At 69.9% G+C, this 15,230-nt stretch carries 13 protein-coding genes; 4 read left to right on the top strand and 9 right to left on the bottom strand.

Going from position 1 to position 15,230, the window contains the following annotated elements:
- Positions 1-29 precede the first annotated feature (29 nt).
- Positions 30-2,438 carry a Tex family protein gene (locus AB0I88_RS23795; RefSeq protein WP_361028392.1) on the bottom strand — a complete coding sequence of 803 codons (2,409 nt, stop codon included), beginning with the start codon at positions 2,436-2,438 and terminating at the stop codon, positions 30-32.
- Positions 2,439-2,825: 387 nt separating this feature from the next.
- On the opposite strand from AB0I88_RS23795, the gene AB0I88_RS23790 reads away from it, so the two are divergent.
- On the top strand, positions 2,826-3,545 hold the full coding sequence (locus tag AB0I88_RS23790) for a protein phosphatase 2C domain-containing protein (RefSeq protein WP_361028388.1): 720 nt from the start codon (positions 2,826-2,828) through the stop codon (positions 3,543-3,545).
- Positions 3,546-3,600: 55 nt separating this feature from the next.
- Here AB0I88_RS23790 and AB0I88_RS23785 read toward each other — a convergent pair whose 3' ends face one another.
- Positions 3,601-3,765, bottom strand: a complete 165-nt coding sequence (locus AB0I88_RS23785; protein ID WP_361028385.1) for a hypothetical protein — start codon at positions 3,763-3,765, stop codon at positions 3,601-3,603.
- A 56-nt stretch (positions 3,766-3,821) separates the two neighbouring features.
- A complete protein-coding gene (locus AB0I88_RS23780; protein WP_361028382.1) occupies positions 3,822-4,184 on the bottom strand; it encodes an MmcQ/YjbR family DNA-binding protein in 363 nt (120 codons plus the stop codon).
- Between the two features lie 41 nt (positions 4,185-4,225).
- Between AB0I88_RS23780 and AB0I88_RS23775 the strand changes: the two genes are divergently transcribed.
- Positions 4,226-4,801, top strand: coding sequence for a GNAT family protein (locus AB0I88_RS23775; RefSeq protein ID WP_361028379.1), 576 nt, complete (start codon positions 4,226-4,228; stop codon positions 4,799-4,801).
- Here the strand turns inward: AB0I88_RS23775 and glgB are convergent.
- The 4 genes from glgB to AB0I88_RS23755 all read right to left on the bottom strand — a co-directional run bounded on the left by glgB (position 4,785) and on the right by AB0I88_RS23755 (position 11,991).
- Complete coding sequence (glgB, locus tag AB0I88_RS23770) at positions 4,785-6,890, bottom strand: 1,4-alpha-glucan branching protein GlgB (protein WP_361028562.1); 2,106 nt, start codon at positions 6,888-6,890, stop codon at positions 4,785-4,787. The two genes, AB0I88_RS23775 and glgB, sit on opposite strands and share 17 nt — an antisense overlap.
- A 68-nt stretch (positions 6,891-6,958) precedes the next feature.
- Positions 6,959-8,260 carry a maltokinase gene (locus AB0I88_RS23765; RefSeq protein ID WP_361028376.1) on the bottom strand — a complete coding sequence of 434 codons (1,302 nt, stop codon included), beginning with the start codon at positions 8,258-8,260 and terminating at the stop codon, positions 6,959-6,961.
- Positions 8,257-10,014, bottom strand: a complete 1,758-nt coding sequence (gene treS / locus AB0I88_RS23760) for a maltose alpha-D-glucosyltransferase (protein WP_361028373.1) — start codon at positions 10,012-10,014, stop codon at positions 8,257-8,259. Before treS ends, AB0I88_RS23765 begins: the two co-directional genes overlap by 4 nt.
- A 12-nt stretch (positions 10,015-10,026) precedes the next feature.
- On the bottom strand, positions 10,027-11,991 hold the full coding sequence (locus AB0I88_RS23755; protein ID WP_361028370.1) for an alpha-1,4-glucan--maltose-1-phosphate maltosyltransferase: 1,965 nt from the start codon (positions 11,989-11,991) through the stop codon (positions 10,027-10,029).
- 445 nt (positions 11,992-12,436) lie between these two features.
- Between AB0I88_RS23755 and AB0I88_RS23750 the strand changes: the two genes are divergently transcribed.
- On the top strand, positions 12,437-13,039 hold the full coding sequence (locus AB0I88_RS23750; protein ID WP_361028367.1) for a hypothetical protein: 603 nt from the start codon (positions 12,437-12,439) through the stop codon (positions 13,037-13,039).
- A 263-nt stretch (positions 13,040-13,302) separates the two neighbouring features.
- On the opposite strand, the gene AB0I88_RS23745 is transcribed toward AB0I88_RS23750, so the two are convergent.
- Positions 13,303-13,764 carry a PPOX class F420-dependent oxidoreductase gene (locus tag AB0I88_RS23745; RefSeq protein WP_361028364.1) on the bottom strand — a complete coding sequence of 154 codons (462 nt, stop codon included), beginning with the start codon at positions 13,762-13,764 and terminating at the stop codon, positions 13,303-13,305.
- Between the two features lie 23 nt (positions 13,765-13,787).
- Positions 13,788-14,582: a polyphosphate--glucose phosphotransferase gene (ppgK, locus tag AB0I88_RS23740; RefSeq protein WP_361028361.1), complete on the bottom strand. Its 795-nt coding sequence runs from the start codon at positions 14,580-14,582 to the stop codon at positions 13,788-13,790.
- A gap of 244 nt (positions 14,583-14,826) precedes the next feature.
- Here ppgK and AB0I88_RS23735 point away from each other — a divergent pair.
- The coding region (locus AB0I88_RS23735; RefSeq protein WP_361028358.1) for a sigma-70 family RNA polymerase sigma factor at positions 14,827-15,230 on the top strand (404 nt) is incomplete at its 3' end.

Below are 15,230 nucleotides of genomic sequence, written 5' to 3'. Positions count from 1 at the left end.
TGCGTGACCGGAGGCCCGAACCGGCGTGCTCAGTCCTTGGCCAGCCCGGCCCGGCGCAGCGCGTCGGCCATGGCGCTGTTGCCGAAGCTGTTCGCGCCGCCCTGGCCGCCCCGCTGACCGCCGCCCTGGCGGGGCTGGCGCTGTCCGCCACCCTGGCGGCCCTGACCGCCGCCCTGGCCACCCTGGCGGCCCTGACCGCCGCCCTGGCCACCCTGGCCGGCCTGACGGGGGCCCGGCCCGCGGTCGTCGCGGTTGCGGCCGCCGCCCTGCCGCGGCTCGTCGGTCAGCCGCATGGTCAGCGAGATCCGCTTGCGGACCGGGTCGACCTCCAGGACGCGGACCTTCACCACGTCACCGGACTTGACCACCTCGCGCGGGTCCTGGACGAACTTGTCGGAGAGCGCCGACACGTGCACGAGACCGTCCTGGTGCACGCCGATGTCGACGAACGCCCCGAACGCCGCCACGTTGGTGACCTGACCCTCCAGGATCATGCCCGGCTGCAGGTCGGCGATCTTCTCGACGCCCTCGGCGAAGGTGGCCGTGGTGAACGCCGGGCGCGGGTCGCGGCCCGGCTTCTCCAGCTCCTTGAGGATGTCCGTGATGGTCGGCAGGCCGACCGTGTCGGTCACGAACTTGTCCGGGCGGATCGCCTTCAGCAGCGGGCTGTTGCCGATCATCGTCTTCACGTCCGACCCGGCGTCCGCCGCGATCGTCCGGACCAGCGGGTACGACTCCGGGTGCACGCTGGAGAAGTCGAGCGGGTCCTCACCGTCGCGGATCCGCAGGAAGCCGGCGCACTGCTCGAACGCCTTCGGGCCGAGCCGGGCCACCTTCTTGATCTCCTGGCGGTTCTTGAACGGGCCGTTGGCGTCGCGGTGCAGCACGATGTTCTCGGCCAGGCCGGCGGTGATGCCGGAGACCCGGGTGAGCAGCGGCGCGGAGGCGGTGTTGACGTCCACGCCGACGCCGTTCACACAGTCCTCGACCACGGCGTCCAGCGAGCGGGCCAGTTTCACCTCGGAGATGTCGTGCTGGTACTGCCCGACACCGATCGACTTCGGGTCGATCTTCACGAGCTCGGCGAGCGGATCCTGCAGACGGCGGGCGATGGAGACCGCGCCGCGCAGCGACACGTCCAGGCCGGGAAGCTCCTGCGAGGCGTACGCCGACGCCGAGTAGACCGACGCGCCCGCCTCGGAGACGACCACCTTGGTGAGCTTGGCCTCCGGGTGCCGCTTGATCAGCTCGGTGGCGAGCTTGTCGGTCTCCCGGGAGGCGGTGCCGTTGCCGATCGCGATCAGCTCGACGTCGTGTCTCGACGCGAGCGCGGCCAGCCGGTGGATCGACTCGTCCCATCTGTTCTGCGGCACGTGCGGGTAGATCGTGTCGGTGGCGACCACCTTGCCGGTGGCGTCCACGACCGCGACCTTCACCCCGGTACGGAATCCGGGGTCCAGCCCCATCGTGGCGCGGGTGCCGGCCGGCGCCGCCAGCAGCAGGTCACGCAGGTTGGCCGCGAAGACGCGCACCGCCTCGTCCTCGGCCGCCTCGCGCAGCCGGACCCGCAGGTCGGCGCCGAGGTGGATGAGGATCCGGGTGCGCCACGCCCACCGGACCGTGTCGATCAGCCACCGGTCGCCGGGACGGCCGTGGTCGCTGATCCCGTTGCGCCCGGCGATGCGGGCCTCGAAGTAGCCCTCGTCCTCCTCCGGATGCGGCTCCATGGTGAGGTCGAGGACGTCCTCCTTCTCACCGCGCAGCATCGCCAGGATGCGGTGCGAGGGCAGCTTCGTGTACGGCTCGGCGAAGTCGAAGTAGTCGGAGAACTTCGCCCCGTCGGTCTGTTTGCCGTCGCGCACCTTGGCGACCAGGCGGCCCCGCTTCCACATCTGCTCCCGCAGGTCACCGATCAGGTCGGCGTCCTCGGCGAACCGCTCGATCAGGATGGCCCGCGCCCCGTCCAGGGCGGCCTGCGGGTCGGCCACGCCCTTCTCGGCGTCCACGAACGCCGCGGCGGCCGCCTTCGGGTCGACCGTGGGGTCGTTCAGCAGGCCCTCGGCGAGCGGCTCCAGACCGGCCTCGCGGGCGATCATCGCCTTGGTCCGCCGTTTCGGCTTGAACGGCAGGTAGATGTCCTCCAGCCGGGCCTTCGTGTCGGCTTCGAGGATCTGCTGCTCCAGGGTCTCGTCGAGCTTGCCCTGGGAGCGGATCGACTCCAGCACCGCGGCCCGCCGGTCCTCCAGCTCCCGCAGGTAGCCCAGGCGCTCCTCGAGCGTACGCAACTGGGCGTCGTCGAGCGTGCCGGTCACCTCCTTGCGGTAGCGGGCGATGAACGGCACCGTGGCCCCGCCGTCGAGCAGCTCGACCGCGGCGGTGACCTGACCTTCCCGTACCCCGAGCTCCGAGGCGATGCGCTGATGGATAGCTGTCGTCACGCCGACGATTGTTACCGAGGCCGCCGCGGGTTGTCGCGCCGCCCCGCAGGGTCGGCCGCGCAGTCTTCACCCGGCGGACGCCTCGGGCCCGTTCCGCGGACGGGACGGGGCCTGTTGTGGTACGCCGGGATTCGTACCGGAGCCCCCTCGCGTACCCCGATGTCGCGAATGTCACGCCGGGCCGTGGCGGCGGCAGTCGGCCGCCAAGATCGGCCGGGATCGGCCCGGACCGGCCTCCCGGCCCCCCGAAAAGGGCTTTGAACTGCGAAAACAGCCCTCCTGAGGTGCCGTTGCGGCGGGGTTGCCGGGAGGGTTCCGGACGGGATCCGATGACACTTGGTAGGAGGTACTAGAGACAACCGATTTGGCCTTTGGCACTCTTGTCACATGACGCTTGCTGTCCGGGCGGTCGCCGCCACTGATCAGGGCCTGGTCCGGTCCAATAACGAAGACGCCGTCTTCGTCGGTAATCGACTCTTCGTGGTGGCGGACGGCATGGGCGGACTGCCTGCCGGAGAGCTGGCGAGCGACATCCTGGTGCAGACGCTCAGCGCCGTCGACTCGACGCCGGACACCGGTGAGCCGTTGCAGGATCTGATCAGCGCCCTGCAGACCGCCAACGAGCGGATCGAGGCCGCCGTGGCCGACGACGACGCCCGTGACGGCATGGGCACCACGGTCACCGCGCTCCTGCTCTCCGGCGACCGGCTGGCCGCCCTCAACGTCGGCGACTCCCGCTGCTACCTGCTCCGTGACGGCGAGTTCACCCAGCTCACCCGGGACGACACCTACGTCCAGGCGCTTGTCGACCAGGGCGTGCTCACCCCCGACGACGCCCGCCGCCATCCGCAGCGCGCCCTGGTCACCCAGGCCGTGCAGGGCGGCCCCTTCCGCCCGGCCGGCCGGATGATCCCGGCCCGCGTCGGTGACCGTTACCTGCTGTGCAGCGACGGCCTGTCCGATTATGTCGAGGACGTGGTCATCGCCCACACGCTGCGCGAGGTCGCCGACCGCAAGACCTGCGCGGCCGAGCTGGTCAACCGCACCCTGGAGAACGGCGCCCCCGACAACGTGACCGTCATCGTCGCCGACGTCATCGACGTCTGACCGTCGCGATTCACGGGCGGGAGGGCCGCGCCTGCCCGTGAATCGTGTCCTGCCGTCAGGACAGCTCCAGAAAATCCCGGATCGCGTCTTCCACGGCATTCATCGCCGAATGGGAAACGAAGCCATGGAACTCGGGCAGCGCGGATCGATCCAGGATCTGGACGACACCGTGGATCCGGACCCGGGCGCCACTCAGTGGATCCCCGTCGCCCCATGGCACGGCCAGATGGTCGGGGTGGGGTCCTACCGAGCGGAGGATGCGACGGGGCGGGACAGCTAGTCCGCGTCCAGGCGGGCGGCCAGGGTCTTCGGGGCCACCGCGCGGAACGCGTCCTCGCACAGCTCGGCGATCTCGGACCAGTCCGGATCCCGGTCGAGCCGGACGCCGAGCCAGCCGCGGTGGCCCACATAGGGTGGCCGGAAGAACCGCTCCGGGTCGGCTTTGATCAGCTCCTCCTGCGCGCCGGCCGGGGCGGCGCACCAGAGGAGCGGAAAGTCGTCGTCGTGGTGCCCGCCGGCCCAGAGCATCACGAACATCTTGCGGTCACGGACGAAGAAGGCGGGCGTACCGTGGCTGAGGCGCTCGGTCGTCTCGGGCAGGGCCAGGCAGATGCCGCGGACGCGGTCGGTCGAGTCCATGTCCCGCATTCTGCCCCGCGGGTGTGACATATCCTCGGCGCGTGCTTCTGACGACCGAGCGGCTCATCCTGCGGCGTTTCCGGGCGTCCGACGCGCCGGTGCTGTCGGCCTACCGGTCGGATCCGGAGGTGGCGCGCTACCAGTCGTGGGAGGCGCCCTTCCCGCTGGAGCGGGCCCAGATCGCGGTCCGCAACTTCGCCGCCGGCTCCCCGGACAAGGCAGGCCATTTCCAGTACGCGGTGGAGCTCGCCGCCGAGGAGACCCTCATCGGGGACGTGTACGTGCGCCTGCACGACAACCTCAGGCAGGCCGAGATCGGGTTCACCTTCGCCGGGCCGTACCAGAAGCGGGGTTTCGCGACCGAGGCCGTGAGCGCCGTCCTGGACCGGCTGTTCGGCCGGCAGGGGCTGCACAAGGTGACGGGGGAGTGCGACGCGCGCAACGTCCGCTCGGCGGCCCTGATGGAGCGGCTCGGCTTCCGGCGCGAGGGCCTGCTGCGGCAGCAGACCTTCCTCAAGGGCGAGTGGACCGACGACCTGCTCTACGGCCTGCTCGCGACCGAGTGGCGGGGACGGCCCGAAGACCGCCCCCGCCGACCGGTCAGCCCTCGTGCTTGAGCCAGACGGCGCCGAGCGGGGGCACCCGCAGTGACACCGAAGCGTCGAAACCGTGCCACGGCAGGTTCTCCGCGGTGGCCTCGCCCAGGTTGCCCACGCCGGAGCCGCCGTAGAGCTCGCTGTCGGTGTTGACCACCTCGGCCCAGCGGCCGGCCCGGGGCAGCCCGATCCGGTAGTCCTCGTGCGGGATGGCGGCGAAGTTGACGACGCAGGCCAGCGTGTCGCCGTTCGGCGCGAAGCGGAGGAAGGAGAAGGTGTTGTGCTGCGAGTCCTCGCTGGTGATCCACCGGAAGCCGGACGGGCCGGTGTCCTGCGTCCAGATCGCCGGGGTCTCCCGGTAGAGCCGGTTCAGGTCGGTGACCAGGCGTTTCACTCCGGCGTGCTGCTCGTCGTCGAGCAGGTGCCAGTGCAGGCCGCCGCCCTCGTTCCACTCGAACTCGTCGCCCATCTCGGAGCCCATGAAGAGCAGCTGTTTGCCGGTGAAGGCCCACATGAAGCCGAGCAGGGCGCGGGTGTTGGCCAGTTTCTGCCACAGGTCGCCGGGCATCTTGCCGGTCAGTGAGCCCTTGCCGTGCACCACCTCGTCGTGGCTGATCGGCAGGACGTAGTTCTCGCTCCAGGCGTAGACGGTGGCGAAGGTCATCTGGTGGTGGTGCCACTGCCGGTAGATCGGCTCCTTCTCCATGTAGGAGAGGGTGTCGTTCATCCAGCCCATGTTCCATTTGAAGCCGAAACCGAGGCCGCCCAGGTGGGTGGGCCGGGTGACGCCGGGCCACGCGGTCGACTCCTCGGCGATCGTCATGACGCCGGGGTGATGCTTGTAGACGGTCGCGTTCATCTCCTGCAGGAAGCTGATCGCGTCCAGGTTCTCCCGGCCGCCGTACTGGTTGGGGGTCCACTCGCCGTCCTTGCGCGAGTAGTCCAGGTAGAGCATCGAGGCCACCGCGTCGACGCGCAGGCCGTCGGCGTGGAACTCCTCGCACCAGTAGAGGGCGTTGGCCACCAGGAAGTTGCGGACCTCCTTGCGGCCGTAGTCGAAGACGTAGGTGCCCCAGTCGGGGTGCTCGCCGCGCCGCCAGTCGCCGTGCTCGTAGAGCGGGGTGCCGTCGAACCGGGCCAGCGCCCACTCGTCCTTCGGGAAGTGCGCGGGCACCCAGTCCAGGATCACGCCGATGCCGGCCTGATGCAGCTTGTCGACCAGGTGACGGAACTCGTCCGGGCTGCCGAACCGTGAGGTCGGCGCGTAGTAGCCGGTGACCTGGTAACCCCACGAGCCGCCGAACGGGTGTTCCATGACCGGCATCAGCTCGACGTGCGTGAAGCCCGTCTCGACGACGTAGTCGACCAGATGCTCGGCCAGCTCCACGTAGCTGAGGCCGGGCCGCCACGAGCCGAGGTGCACCTCGTAGACGCTGATCGGCTCCTGGTGCCAGGACTTGCGGGACCGTTCCCGCATCCACTGTTCGTCGTGCCACTGGTAGGTGGACTGGAACACCACCGACGCGGTCGCCGGGGGCACCTCGGTGTGCTGGGCCAGCGGGTCGGCGTGCTCGCGCCAGACCCCGTCCCGGCCGAGGATCTTGAATTTGTACTTGCTGCCGAGATGCGCCGCCGGGACGTACAGCTCCCAGACGCCGCTGGAGCCGAGCGACCGCATCGGCCACCCGTCGAACGGCCCCCAGCCGGCGAAGTCGCCGATCACCTGCACGCCGCGGGCGCTCGGCGCCCATACTGAGAAGGCCACCCCGGTGCCGCGCGGCTGCGCACCCAGGACCTTCCACAGCTTCTCGTGCCGGCCCTCGCCGATCAGGTGCAGGTCCAGCTCACCGAGGGTGGGCAGATGCCGGTACGGGTCGTCGCACTGCGTCCCGTCCACGTCGAGGCGGTAGTCGAGGACGGTGCCGGGCAGTTCGGCGGCGAAGATCCCGTCCTCGTGGACCTTCGTCATCTCGTGGCGTTCCCCGTCGTGCAGGACCGCGACGTGCTCGGCGCTCTTGCGCAGGGCCCGGATGACGGTGCGCCCGGCGTGCGGATGCGCGCCCAGGACGGCGTGCGGATCGTGGGTGTCCCCGGCGATCACGCTGTTCATGGCCCGCTGGTCGGCAGCGAGCGGAGAGGTGGACTGACCGATCATGATCTTGGGTTGCCCTCCGGGGTTCATCCGGCGAGCCTGGCGATCGACCGCAGGGGGATCCGCAGCCAGCCGGGCCGGTGCCGGGCTTCGTACGCGGCCTCGTAGACCGCCTTGTCGAGCTCGTACGCCGACAGCAGCGCACCGCGTGAGCGCGGGTCGGTGCCCGCCGCGTTCGTGTATCCGTCGCAGAACGCCGTCCGGTTGCGGTCGACCCACTCCCGGGCGCGTGCCGCGAGGTGCTCGTCCTCGTCCTGGTCGACCAGCAGCTGATAGGCCGCGTACTCGTAGGAGCGCAGCACCCCGGCCACGTCACGCAGCGGCGAGTCGGGCAGCCGCCGCTCGTCCAGCGGCTGGCCCGGCTCGCCCTCGAAGTCGATCAGCAGCCACCCCTCCGGGGTGCGCAGCACCTGCCCGAGGTGCAGATCGCCGTGGATGCGCTGGACCTCGACCTGCTCGCCGGTCTGCGCGGTGAACCGGTCGGTGATCGCCGGAACGTACTGCTGGAGCTCGGGGACCGCGTTGGCGGCGGTGCGCAGCCGGGCCAGCACGGCGTCGACCGGGAACGGCGACGGGCCGGCGCCGAGCTCGGCGGCCAGCGTGAGGTGCACCGAGGCGACCGCCTCGCCGAGCCGGAACGACTCGCCCTGGAAGTCGCCGCCCACCTCGTCGGCGTGGTAGGCCGCGTCGGCGAACAGATCCCGCGCCGAGGCGGTCGCCATCGCCCAGCCCTCGGCCGAGTTGACCGCGTACTGCGTGATCATGCCGAGCGAGCAGTCGTCGGCCTGGAAGGAGCCGAGGAGACGGGCCACGTGCCCGTTCCCGGCCCGGCCGAGCACCCGGTTCAGCTCGATGTCCGGGTTGACGCCGCAGGTGACCCGGCGGAACAGTTTGAGGATCGCGTCCTGGTCGAAGATGACGCTGGTGTTGCTCTGCTCCGCGTCGAAGACCCGCGGCCAGGCCTCCAGCGGCAGCATGACGCCGGGCTCCCGGTCGAAGGTGATGTCGCCGACCGGCTCGGCCCGGTCGAGCAGCCCCAGAAGGTACCGCGCGGCCACCGGATCGTAGAGGGCGTCGTAGCCGACCCGCCCGTCGTCGGCGGTGCCGATGGTGGCGACCGCGCTGTACTCCGGTATGGGGCCGGCGCCCCAGCCGACCAGGACCTGGTAGCGCTCGGAACTGCCGTCGGTGTACTCCACGTCGACGAGGACCAGCTCCAGATCCTCGCCCAGCGACGTGGCGGACGCCTGTTTGACCGAGGCGAGAACCCGGCTGCGCCCGGCGTACCAGCGCTGTTTCGGTAACCACTCGGCGAAAGGCAGCGTCATTGCTTCTCCTCCGACCCGCACAACTGGAACCAGTAGAACCCGTGGCCTGGAAGGGTCAAAAGGTACGGCAACTGGCCGATCCGGGGGAAGTTGACGTGCCCGGTCAACTCCACGGGGGTGTAGCCGTTCCAGTGCTGCAGATTCAGCTCGATCGGTTGCGGGAAGCGTGACAGGTTGTTGACGCAGAGGACCACATCGTCGCCGTGTTCGCGCAGATAGGCGAGAACCGACGGGTTGGAGCCGCCCAGCTCACGGAACGTGCCGACGGCGAACGCCTCGTGCCGCCGGCGAACCGCCAGCATGGTCCGCGTCCAGTTCAGCAGGGAGGTCGCACTGTCCCGCTGGGCCTCCACGTTGACCGCCTGGTAGCCGTACACCGGGTCCTGATTGACCGGCAGGTAGAGACGGCCCGGGGTGGCGGTGGAGAAGCCGGCGTTGCGGTCCGGCGTCCACTGCATCGGGGTCCGCACGCCGTCGCGGTCACCGAGCCAGATGTTGTCGCCCATCCCGATCTCGTCGCCGTAGTACAGCACCGGCGAGCCGGGCAGCGACAGCAGCAGGGCGGTGAACAGCTCGATCTGATTGCGGTCGTTCTCCAGCAGCGGGGCGAGGCGGCGCCGGATGCCGACGTTCGCCTTCATCCGCGGGTCCTTGGCGTACTCCGAATACATGTAGTCGCGCTCTTCGTCGGTGACCATCTCGAGCGTCAGCTCGTCGTGGTTACGCAGGAAGATGCCCCACTGGCAGTTGTCCGGAATGGAGGGCGTCTGCGCCAGGATCTCCGAGATCGGGAAACGCGACTCGCGGCGGACGGCCATGAAGATCCGCGGCATGAGCGGGAAGTGGAACGCCATGTGGCACTCGTCGCCACCGGACTTGGCGTCGCCGAAGTACTCCACCACGTCGGCCGGCCACTGGTTCGCCTCGGCCAGCAGCACCCGGCCCGGGAACTCGTCGTCGATCACCTTGCGGCAGTGCTTCAGGAACGCGTGGGTGGCCGGCAGGTTCTCGCAGTTGGTGCCCTCCTGCTCGAACAGGTACGGCACCGCGTCCAGCCGGAACCCGTCGATGCCGAGGTCCAGCCAGAACCGCAGCACGTCGAGCATCGCCTCCTGCACCGCCGGGTTCTCGTAGTTGAGGTCCGGCTGGTGCGAGAAGAACCGGTGCCAGTAGAACTGCCGGCGCACCGGGTCGAACGTCCAGTTCGACTCCTCGGTGTCGACGAAGATGATCCGCGCGTCGGAGTACTTCTCGCTCGTGTCGTTCCAGACGTAGAAGTCGCCGTACGGCCCGTCCGGATCGTGCCGGGACGCCTGGAACCACGGGTGCGAGTCGGACGTGTGGTTCATGACCAGGTCGGTGATCACCCGGATGCCGCGCTTGTGCGCCGCGTCCAGCAGGGCCACGAAGTCGTCGACCGTGCCGAACTCCGGCAGCACCTTGTAGAAGTCGCGGATGTCGTAGCCGCCGTCACGCAGCGGGGAGTCGTAGAACGGCGGCAGCCAGAGGCAGTCGACGCCGAGCCACTGCAGATAGTCGAGCCGCTCGATGAGCCCACGCAGGTCGCCGCCGCCGTCGGTGCCCGAGTCGTAGAACGCCCGGACCAGCACCTCGTAGAAGACGGCGCGCTGAAACCAGGTGCGGTCCGCCGGAAGCGCCCGGGCGTGACCGAACTCGTCGGAACTCGGGTGTTCGACCACACCGTCCTCGGTGTGACTGCCCTCGGCCGGATCGTGCTCGCTCGTCAGCTCCATCGAGTTATCCCCCTACCCCGTCGTGACGACGAAGATGTGCGCCGGCTCGACGAACGGATCGATCCGGACCGCGTTGTACTGACCCCACTCGTACGTCGCCCCGCTGATCTGGTCGACGACCGTGAACCGGTCGTGCCAGTCCAGGCCCAGCGCCGACATGTCCAGACTGGTGTTGCCCCACTGCACGTTGCTGGAGTCGAACGAGCAGATGACCAGGACGGTGTTGCCGGTGTCGGGATCCCGCTTGGAGAAGCAGAGCAGCGCGCCGTTGTCGATCTCGTGGAAGCGGAGGTTCCGCAGCCAGTGCAGTGCCGGGTTCTCCTGGCGGATCCGGTTCAGCTTGGTCAGGTACGGCGCCAGCGACCGGCCGGACCGCTCCGCCGCGGCCCAGTCACGAGGCTTCAGCTCGAACTTCTCGTTGTCGATGTACTCCTCGGCGCCCGGCCGGGCCACGTGCTCGAACAGCTCGTACCCCGAGTACAGGCCCCAGGACGGGGTGAGCATCGAGGCCAGCACCGCGCGGATCTTGAACATCGGCGGGCCGCCGTGCTGGAGCGTCTCGTGCAGGATGTCCGGCGTGTTCGGCCAGAAGTTGGGCCGCATCCAGTCGGCCGAGGCGAGCAGCTGACCCATGTACTCGCGCATCTCCTGCGCGCTGGTCCGCCAGGTGAAGTAGGTGTACGACTGGGTGAAGCCGATCTTGCCGAGCCCGTTCATCATCGCCGGGCGGGTGAACGCCTCGGCCAGGAACAGCACGTCCGGGTCGGTCTCCTTGACCTTCGGGATCAGCCACTGCCAGAAGTTGACGGCCTTGGTGTGCGGGTTGTCGACCCGGAAGATCTTTACCCCGTTGCGCACCCAGTGCATCACCACGCGGTAGACCTCGTCGCGCAGCGTGCGGTAGTCGTTGTCCCAGTTGATCGGGTAGATGTCCTGGTACTTCTTGGGCGGGTTCTCGGCGTACGCGATGGTGCCGTCCGCCTTCGTGGTGAAGAACTGCGGGAACTGCTTGACCCACGGGTGGTCCGGCGCGGCCTGCAGCGCGAGGTCCAGCGCCACCTCCATGCCCAGCTCCTCGGTCCGCTCCCGGAAGTACCGGAAGTCGTCGAGAGTGCCCAGCTGCGGGTGGACGGCGTCGTGGCCGCCCTCGTCGGAGCCGATCGCCCACGGCGAGCCGACGTCCTCCGGCCGGGCCACCAGCGTGTTGTTGCGGCCCTTGCGGTTGATCTTGCCGATCGGGTGGATCGGCGGCAGATAGACCACGTTGAAGCCCATCGCCGCGACGGCCGGCAGTCGCTCCGCCGCGGTCCGGAACGTGCCGTGCCTGATCGGGGTGGCGTCCGGGCCGACCTCGGCGCCCTCGGAGCGCGGGAAGAACTCGTACCACGCCGAATAGAGGGCCCGGGTGCGGTCCACCCAGACGGCGAACGAGCGGGTCGTGGTGACCAGGTGCCGCACCGGGTTGTGCCAGAGCAGCTCCTCCAGGTCCAGCGCCGGGGTGACCCGGGCGAACAGCGACCTCTGCTCGTCGCGCAGCGCGGCCGCCGCGTCGCGGACCGCGTCCTCGTGCTCGGCCGGCACGATCTTGGTGGCCAGGTCCAGCACGTCGGCGCCCTCGGCCAGATCGTTCGCCAGATCCTCCGCGCCCTGGCCGGCACCGATCTTCTTCACCACGGCGTCGCGCCACGTCCGGTACGGATCGTCGAACGCCTCCACCGTGAACGTCCACCGGCCCACCTGGTCCGGGCGGATCGTGGCGTGCCACTGGTCGAGGCCCGGCTCGCCCGGGGTCATCCGGGTGAACGGCTTCGTCTCGCCGTCCGGGCCGCGCCATACCACGTTCACACCGAGCGCGTGGTGCCCTTCGCGATAGGACACTGCCGAGACCGGCACCAGTTCGCCGACCACCGCCTTCGCGGGATAGCGGCCGCCGGAAACAGCCGGCGTCACGTCTTCGATGGGGAAGCGACCGGTCATGATCTCCACCGTAGTCAGAGGGGCGCGGGAGGACTCGGCGACCGGGAAAACCACCGCCGGCGTCCTTTGACTTCTCCGCAGTGGAGGCTTTGAAACGGCCGATCGCCGATGCGTCCCAACCTACCGGAGCGGGTTGACCACGGCGCATCCGGACGCGGCCGTGCGCCGCTGGAAAACACGACGATTTCACCTGCCCGCAACAGCCGTTCACCTTTACCGGTCGGTATCGGCGGAACCGTGCCGGCGAGCAAGATCACGTCGTACGCCCGCGGGGTCGCGGTCACCGGAACTCCGGACGCCGCGGGAGCGGCCGGAGCGGTCAGGGGAGTGCGTCGGTTGCCGTGCGTTGCCATCGAGGACCCGCCCTCAAGAATGGTCAGTCATCTCCGAGTTGTATCCCTGACGCGAGCCGGCTCCCGGCAAGCGCCTGAGGGAGGAGACCGACGTGGCCGGACCGTCCACCGCACTGTCCCCGGTGATCGCTGCCAGCACACATTGGCTGGCCCGCGCCTACCCCGGAGGCGACTCCAACACCGTCTCGCACACCCTCGCCGAACTCCAGGCCCGGCAGGCCGTCACGGTCGCCGCCTGGCTGCGCTACCCGACCGAGATCGACGCCGCGCTCGTGGCGATCGCCGGGCCCGGCGGCTCCGCCGTCCTCGACTGGAAGGCCGGCAGCGAGCCGGACGACGAGTTCGCCGACGGCGAGGGCTGGCGCACCTGGGTCGACGAGGTCGTCGTCAGCTGGGCCGCCTGCCTGCTCGCCGACCCGCTGCTGGCCCGCCGCGGCGTCGACGCCGTGATCGCCGCGATGCCGCTGCCCGACTCGCGGCCCCGCCCGCAAGGCCGCCGGAACGCGGGCATGCCCACCGAGTTCCGCCGGCTGCTCCAGCCCGACGGCCGCGACCGGGAGGCCGCCATCCTGCTGCGCCACCCCGACCTGCTCGAACCGATCGCGTCGATGCACCGCGACACCCTGCTCTACCTGCTCGATGCCGAAGCCGGGTCCAACGGCCTCGCTCCGCTCGGCGGGGATCGCGCCCTCTGATCCGCCCCGATCGGCGGGGTCGCTTCCTCGAGGCGTTCCGCCGGCGGGTCGCTTCCCGAGCCGGATCCCGGCTGCGGGTGCTCAACCCGTGTACTTCCCCCTCCTGAGGGTTCGCGTGCACGCGGGCGCGCGGGCCCGCCGGAACGGGAGGGGTCTCAGGCCGCAAGGCCGGCACCGGAACTGTCCTCCTGGGTGCCGGCCTTGCGGCCTCCTGCTCTTGCGCCCGGTACGCCGCGGAGGACGCCGGAGGCGGCGCGGGCAGGTCAGGCCAGGCGGGCCGGGAAGCCGCCGGTGGCGATCGGGCCCCACGACTCGATCGTCACCCGGATGAGACATTTGCCCTGATCCCGCATGGCCTGGCGGTACTCGTCCCAGTCCGGGTGCTCGCCGGAGATGACACGGAAGTACTCCACCAGCGGCTCCAGCGCCTCCGGCAGGCCGAGCACCTCGGCGACGCCGTCCACCTGCACCCACGGGCCGTTCCACTCGTCCGACAGGACGCAGACCGAGACCCGCGGGTCGCGGCGGACGTTCATCGCCTTGGCCCGCTCCGGATAGCTGGAGATGACGATCCGGCCCTCGGCGTCGACGCCGTACGCGTTCGGCGACGACTGCGGACGGCCGTCCTTACGAGTGGTCATCAGGATCGCCCGGTGCCGGGGCCGGAGGAACTCCAGCAGCCCGGCCCGGTCGACCCGGTCGTTCGTCGCGATCGAGCGCGCCATCGGTCGTACCCCTCGAAATGGTTTCAGCGGGTTGCGGTCGCGTCCACGGCGACGGCGCCCGGGTGCCGGCCGCCCGGACCGGCCGCCGCCTGGTGCGCCGCCATGGCCGCACCGATCAGGCCGGCGTTGTTGAGCAGGGTGGCCGGGACGATCGGGGTGCGGATGTCGATGAGCGGAAGAAACTTCTCCGACTTCTTGCTCACACCGCCGCCGACGATGAACAGGCGGGGGGAGAGCAGCATCTCCACGTGGCGCAGGTAACGCTCGACCCGGGCCGCCCACCGCTCCCAGCTCAGGTCCTCGGCCTCCCGGATCCGGTCGGAGGCGAGCAGTTCGGCGTCGGCGCCGTCGATCTCGACGTGGCCGAACTCGGTGTTCGGGATCAGGACGCCGTCCGAGAACAGGGCGCTGCCGATGCCGGTGCCGAAGGTCAGCATCATGATCAGGCCGGACTGGTCGCGGCCCGCCCCGAACGCCACCTCGGCCACCCCGGCCGCGTCGGCGTCGTTGAGCACCGTCACCGGCATGCCGAGCCGGTCGCTGAAGATCTGGGCGGCCGGCGCGTCGATCCAGGACTTGTCCACGTTGGCGGCGCTGCGGGTCACGCCGTCGACCACGACGCCGGGGAAGGTCACGCCGATCCGGTCGAAGCCGTCGAACGCGGCGGCCACCCCGGCCACCGCCGTCGCGACGCTGTCGACGTCGGCCGGCTGCGGCGTGGGCACGCGGAACCGCTCGCCGAGCAACTCGCCGGTGGCCGCGTCGACCGGTGCGCCCTTCACTCCGGACCCGCCGATGTCGATACCGAGGATGGTCATCGTCTTCCTTCTGCCGTACGAAACTCGCTGGTGGGTGTCTACCACGCGGGACCGGCGCCGAATCCTCCGCGGCGGTCCTCGGCATGTCCGACACTCGAGGGTGAATCCACCGCGTGTCTCCGCGTTCACGCAACGTCACTCATACTTTCGGCTATCCAAGAGTAGGCTTCTCGGTTAGCGTTGCATTTCAGAACGGTCGCCGCGTGCGGGCACGGCTCTCTGCCCGTCTGATGGAGGACCACTCATGACCCTGACCGAAACATCGCATCAGCCCGTACACGCCGTCTCCGGTAACAGCGCGTCAGACCTTTTGGCCGTGATGAGCGCCACCGCACCGGGACGCCGGAGAGACCGGCTCCGCGCCCAGGCGATCGAGGCCTGGCTGCCACTCGCGCGTCACCTCGCCCACCGTTACTCCGGCCGCGGCGAGCCCACCGACGACCTCATCCAGACCGCCACGGTCGGCCTGATCAAGGCCGTCGACAAGTTCGACCCCGACCGCGGCGTCGACTTCGCCGGCTACGCCATCCCGACCATCATCGGCGAGATCAAACGCCACTTCCGCGACCGCACCTGGTCGGTCCGGGTCCCGCGCCGGCTGCAGGAGCTGCGGCTGGCCATCACCGAGGCCAACGCCACACTCACCCA

It is taken from the genome of Actinoplanes sp. NPDC049802, from assembly GCF_040656595.1.
Classification (GTDB): Bacteria; Actinomycetota; Actinomycetes; order Mycobacteriales; family Micromonosporaceae; genus Actinoplanes.
Note: the sequence above shows the minus strand (reverse complement) of the source record. Positions and strands in the feature narration are given on the sequence as shown.

Bases quoted from the DNA above. Each gene is read 5' to 3' on its own strand.
- AB0I88_RS23790 (WP_361028388.1), top strand. From the start codon at position 2,826: ATGACGCTTGCTGTCCGGGCGGTCGCCGCCACTGATCAGGGCCTGGTC.
- AB0I88_RS23745 (WP_361028364.1), bottom strand. From the start codon at position 13,764: ATGGCGCGCTCGATCGCGACGAACGACCGGGTCGACCGGGCCGGGCTG.
- AB0I88_RS23755 (WP_361028370.1), bottom strand. From the start codon at position 11,991: ATGACCGGTCGCTTCCCCATCGAAGACGTGACGCCGGCTGTTTCCGGC.
- AB0I88_RS23765 (WP_361028376.1), bottom strand. From the start codon at position 8,260: ATGACGCTGCCTTTCGCCGAGTGGTTACCGAAACAGCGCTGGTACGCC.
- glgB (WP_361028562.1), bottom strand. From the start codon at position 6,890: ATGAACAGCGTGATCGCCGGGGACACCCACGATCCGCACGCCGTCCTG.
- ppgK (WP_361028361.1), bottom strand. From the start codon at position 14,582: ATGACCATCCTCGGTATCGACATCGGCGGGTCCGGAGTGAAGGGCGCA.
- treS (WP_361028373.1), bottom strand. From the start codon at position 10,014: ATGGAGCTGACGAGCGAGCACGATCCGGCCGAGGGCAGTCACACCGAG.
- AB0I88_RS23780 (WP_361028382.1), bottom strand. From the start codon at position 4,184: ATGGACTCGACCGACCGCGTCCGCGGCATCTGCCTGGCCCTGCCCGAG.